This is a genomic window from Tabrizicola sp., assembly GCF_036781545.1.
In the GTDB taxonomy this organism is placed as follows: Bacteria; Pseudomonadota; Alphaproteobacteria; order Rhodobacterales; family Rhodobacteraceae; genus Tabrizicola.
In genome coordinates, this window is the sequence record NZ_DAIQAT010000260.1 from 1 (window position 1) to 3,057 (window position 3,057).

General features: G+C 68.8%; 4 protein-coding genes, 1 pseudogene and 1 riboswitch. Of the genes and pseudogenes, 4 read left to right on the top strand and 1 reads right to left on the bottom strand.

Annotated features, from left to right (window positions below; all coding sequences use genetic code 11):
- A partial coding sequence (locus V7Q39_RS20345; protein ID WP_333818434.1) for a low affinity iron permease family protein occupies positions 1-382 on the top strand: 382 nt, incomplete at its 5' end.
- Here V7Q39_RS20345 and V7Q39_RS20350 read toward each other — a convergent pair.
- A complete protein-coding gene (locus V7Q39_RS20350) occupies positions 279-1,028 on the bottom strand; it encodes an alpha/beta fold hydrolase (RefSeq protein ID WP_333818435.1) in 750 nt (249 codons plus the stop codon). The genes V7Q39_RS20345 and V7Q39_RS20350 overlap by 104 nt on opposite strands.
- Positions 1,029-1,201: 173 nt before the next feature.
- Positions 1,202-1,338: riboswitch (FMN riboswitch) on the top strand.
- Positions 1,339-1,404: 66 nt separating this feature from the next.
- Between V7Q39_RS20350 and V7Q39_RS20355 the strand changes: the two genes are divergently transcribed.
- From V7Q39_RS20355 to V7Q39_RS20365, 3 genes and pseudogenes are all read left to right on the top strand, one after another.
- A complete protein-coding gene (locus tag V7Q39_RS20355; RefSeq protein WP_333818436.1) occupies positions 1,405-2,295 on the top strand; it encodes a DMT family transporter in 891 nt (296 codons plus the stop codon).
- Between the two features lie 71 nt (positions 2,296-2,366).
- Positions 2,367-2,837, top strand: a complete 471-nt coding sequence (locus V7Q39_RS20360; RefSeq protein WP_333818437.1) for an NUDIX hydrolase — start codon at positions 2,367-2,369, stop codon at positions 2,835-2,837.
- Positions 2,834-3,057 (top strand): annotated as a pseudogene (locus V7Q39_RS20365) (GreA/GreB family elongation factor); the annotation flags it as partial. The gene V7Q39_RS20360 and the pseudogene V7Q39_RS20365, both read left to right, overlap by 4 nt.

The window sequence follows — 3,057 nt, forward strand, 5'->3', positions numbered from 1 at the left end:
CGACACCTGGCAGCTGGTGATCAACACCGGCACCACCATCGTCACCTTCCTCATGGTGTTCCTGATCCAGAACACCCAGAACCGCGACACCACCGCCATGCAGCTGAAGCTGGACGAGTTGATCCGCGCCACCAGGGGCGCGCATCTCTCGCTTCTCGACCTGGAAGAACTGGAGGAACGCGAGCTTGCCGCCTTCGTCCGGCAATACGAGGAGCTGGCCGCGCTGGGCCGCAAGCAACTGGAGCGGGGCAGGCCCGACACCGGCACGCCGGAGGTCGTCAGCCAGACTGCACCGCCTGAAAAGTCTCTTTCACGACCGTCGAAAGCGTCAGCGAAGGGTCGAACCGCCCCACGCGCAGAAAAGCCAGAACCTGCCGGATGACCACCGGGTTCACCATCATGAAGGTATGGGTCACGGGCATCACCAGATGGTCGGCCATGCCGTCCAGCTTTGTGCTTTCCACCGTCACCTTGCCGTCGTTCGGCCCCGGCAGCATCGCGTTCCACACCGGGTTCAGCGACCGCGTGCCCGCGATGATGCCCAGGGGATAATCCGCCGGCGGCAGGCTGTTCGGCCAGCTCTTCGGTCCGGTGCCCAGCGTCTTGCCCGCCGCGCCGTTGACCATGCTGAAGACCGGGTTGTCGCCCAGCCGGTCCACCAGTTCCGATCCGTGGTTCGGGGGCGCGAGCATCACCACGCGGCCCATCTGCGCCGGGTGATGCCGGGACAGCCAGTCGCGCAGAAGGATGCCGCCCATCGAATGGGTGACGAAATGCACCCGACCCGGCTGCACCTTGGCCACCGCCTGCCCGACCGCCTCGGCCAGCACCTCGGGCGGGGCCTTGGTCGAGGGGTAGGACCAGTTCAGAACCCGGAATCCCCCCGCCTTCAGGGCCATCGCCATGGGCGCAAGCGAGGCGTCGGTCCGCGCAAGGCCATGCAGCAGCACGACGGCATCGGCCAACCCGGCGCCCTCCTCGGTCGCGGGGGCGGGCAGGAAGCGGGCGAAGGGTCCGGTCAGCCACATGGCCGGACTTTGGGTCGCCGCAATCCCTGCGGCAAGTCCGGATTGCCCCCGACGGCGGAATCGGACGCAGCGTTACCCTGCGCCTCTTGGTGCATGACCGCACCGCCCGCCTGCGCCCCGCGCCCCTTGCCCCCCTGCGAGACGCCTGCTAGCCATGCCGGGCCGGGTCTTTCCGGCGTTCTCAGGGCGGGGTGCAACTCCCCACCGGCGGTGACAGCCCGCGAGCGCCCCTGCACCAAATGGCAGGGGGTCAGCAGATCCGGTGGAACTCCGGGGCCGACGGTGAAAGTCCGGATGAGAGAGAGCGATGGTTTCCCCGTCACCGGACGGGCGGACGCGTTTTCCCCTGACTGATCGGGTCGTGAAAGGAGACGCCATGAGTCAGTCATTCCCCCTCCGCGCTGCAGCCATGATGGTCGGCGCGGGTCTCTGCTTCGCGCTGGCCAATGCGCTGACGCAGATCATCACCAGCCGCCTGGGCTTTCGCCCGCAATCCGACAGCTTCTGGCAATACGCCATCGCGCTGGTGCTGGCGCTGCCCTTCCTGCGCCGCCACGGGCTTGCCGGGCTGAAGACCGCGCGGCCCGGCCTGCATCTGGTCCGGGTGATCGTCTCGGCGCTTGGCGTGCAGGCCTTCGTCATGGCGCTGGCGCATGGCACGCCGATCTGGCAGGTGATCGCCTTGGTGATGACCTCGCCCTTCTTCGTGTTGCTGGGCGCCGCCCTGTTTCTGGGCGAGCGGGTCGACCTCACCCGTTGGGGCGCCGCTGCTCTGGGCTTTGCCGGGGCGATGGTTCTGTTGCGCCCGTGGGAGTCAGGGTTCACCCTAACCGCGCTCTATCCCGTGGGGGCCGCGATCCTCTGGGCCACCGCCTCGCTGATGACCAAGCGCCTGACCATGACCGAGCGGCCCGAGACGGTGACTTTGTGGCTTCTGGTCCTTCTGACCCCGATCAACGGCGCGATTTCGCTGCATGCGGGGTTCGAATGGCCCGCGGGCTGGGTGCTGGTCTGGCTCCTTGCGGGCGGTGCGCTGGTCTTCCTCGCGCAGCATCTGCTGACACTGGCCTATGCCGCCGCCGATGCCGCCTTCGTCCAGCCCTTCGACGACATCAAGCTGATCTCGAACGTGGTGGTCGGCTGGGCCGTCTTCGGCTACCTGCCCGAGGGTCCGCTCTGGCTGGGCGTGGCGATGATCCTTGCCGCCTCCAGCTGGCTCCTCTGGTCCGAACGGTCGGGGTCCGCGCTGAAGCCCCTCGCCGCCTGACCCCCGCCCTTCCGCGCGCCGTGCGGAAGGGCCACTGGACAAACCGCCCCGCGCCACGCAAGCCTGTGGGCATGGCCCGCCTGAAACCCCGCCTCGCCACCCCCCGACTTGCCGCCCGCGCGCTGATCCTGCACGAGGACCGGCTCTTGCTGGTCAACGCCTACCCCGGCGCGCGGCTCGGCCTCTGGTGTGCGCCCGGTGGCGGCTGCGAGGCCGGGCAGTCGCTGCCGCAGAACCTCGCGCGAGAGGTGATGGAGGAAACCGGCCTGACCATCGCGGTTGGCCCTCCGGTGCTGGTCAACGAATTCCACGACCCCGATACCGGCTTTCACCAGATCGACCTCTTCTTCCGCTGCACGCTGGAGGACGGGGATCTGGACGACAGCTGGGTCGATCCCGAGGGCGTCGTCACCGACCGCCGCTTCTTCTCGCGCGTGGAGCTTGCCGCCGGGCATGTCCGTTTCAAGCCAGACAGCCTGCCCGACGCCGCCTGGGGCGCCGGGGCCGCGCATTACGACCCGCTGGAAGTGATCCTGAAATGAGCCGTGCTTTCGTCAACGAAGACGCCGGGAACGACCGTCCCGATCTGCCGGAGCTTCCCGTGCCCCCCGGCCCGAACATCGTGACCCCGCGCGGGCTGGCTGCGCTGCACGACCGGATCGCGCAACGCCAGGCCGACCTTGCCGCCCTGAAGGCCCGCCCCGACCGGCTGGACAAGCTGCCCGAAGCCGCCGCCGAACGCGACCTGCGCTGGCTGGAGGC

Bases quoted from the DNA above. Each gene is read 5' to 3' on its own strand.
- V7Q39_RS20350 (WP_333818435.1), bottom strand. From the start codon at position 1,028: ATGTGGCTGACCGGACCCTTCGCCCGCTTCCTGCCCGCCCCCGCGACC.
- V7Q39_RS20355 (WP_333818436.1), top strand. From the start codon at position 1,405: ATGAGTCAGTCATTCCCCCTCCGCGCTGCAGCCATGATGGTCGGCGCG.
- V7Q39_RS20360 (WP_333818437.1), top strand. From the start codon at position 2,367: ATGGCCCGCCTGAAACCCCGCCTCGCCACCCCCCGACTTGCCGCCCGC.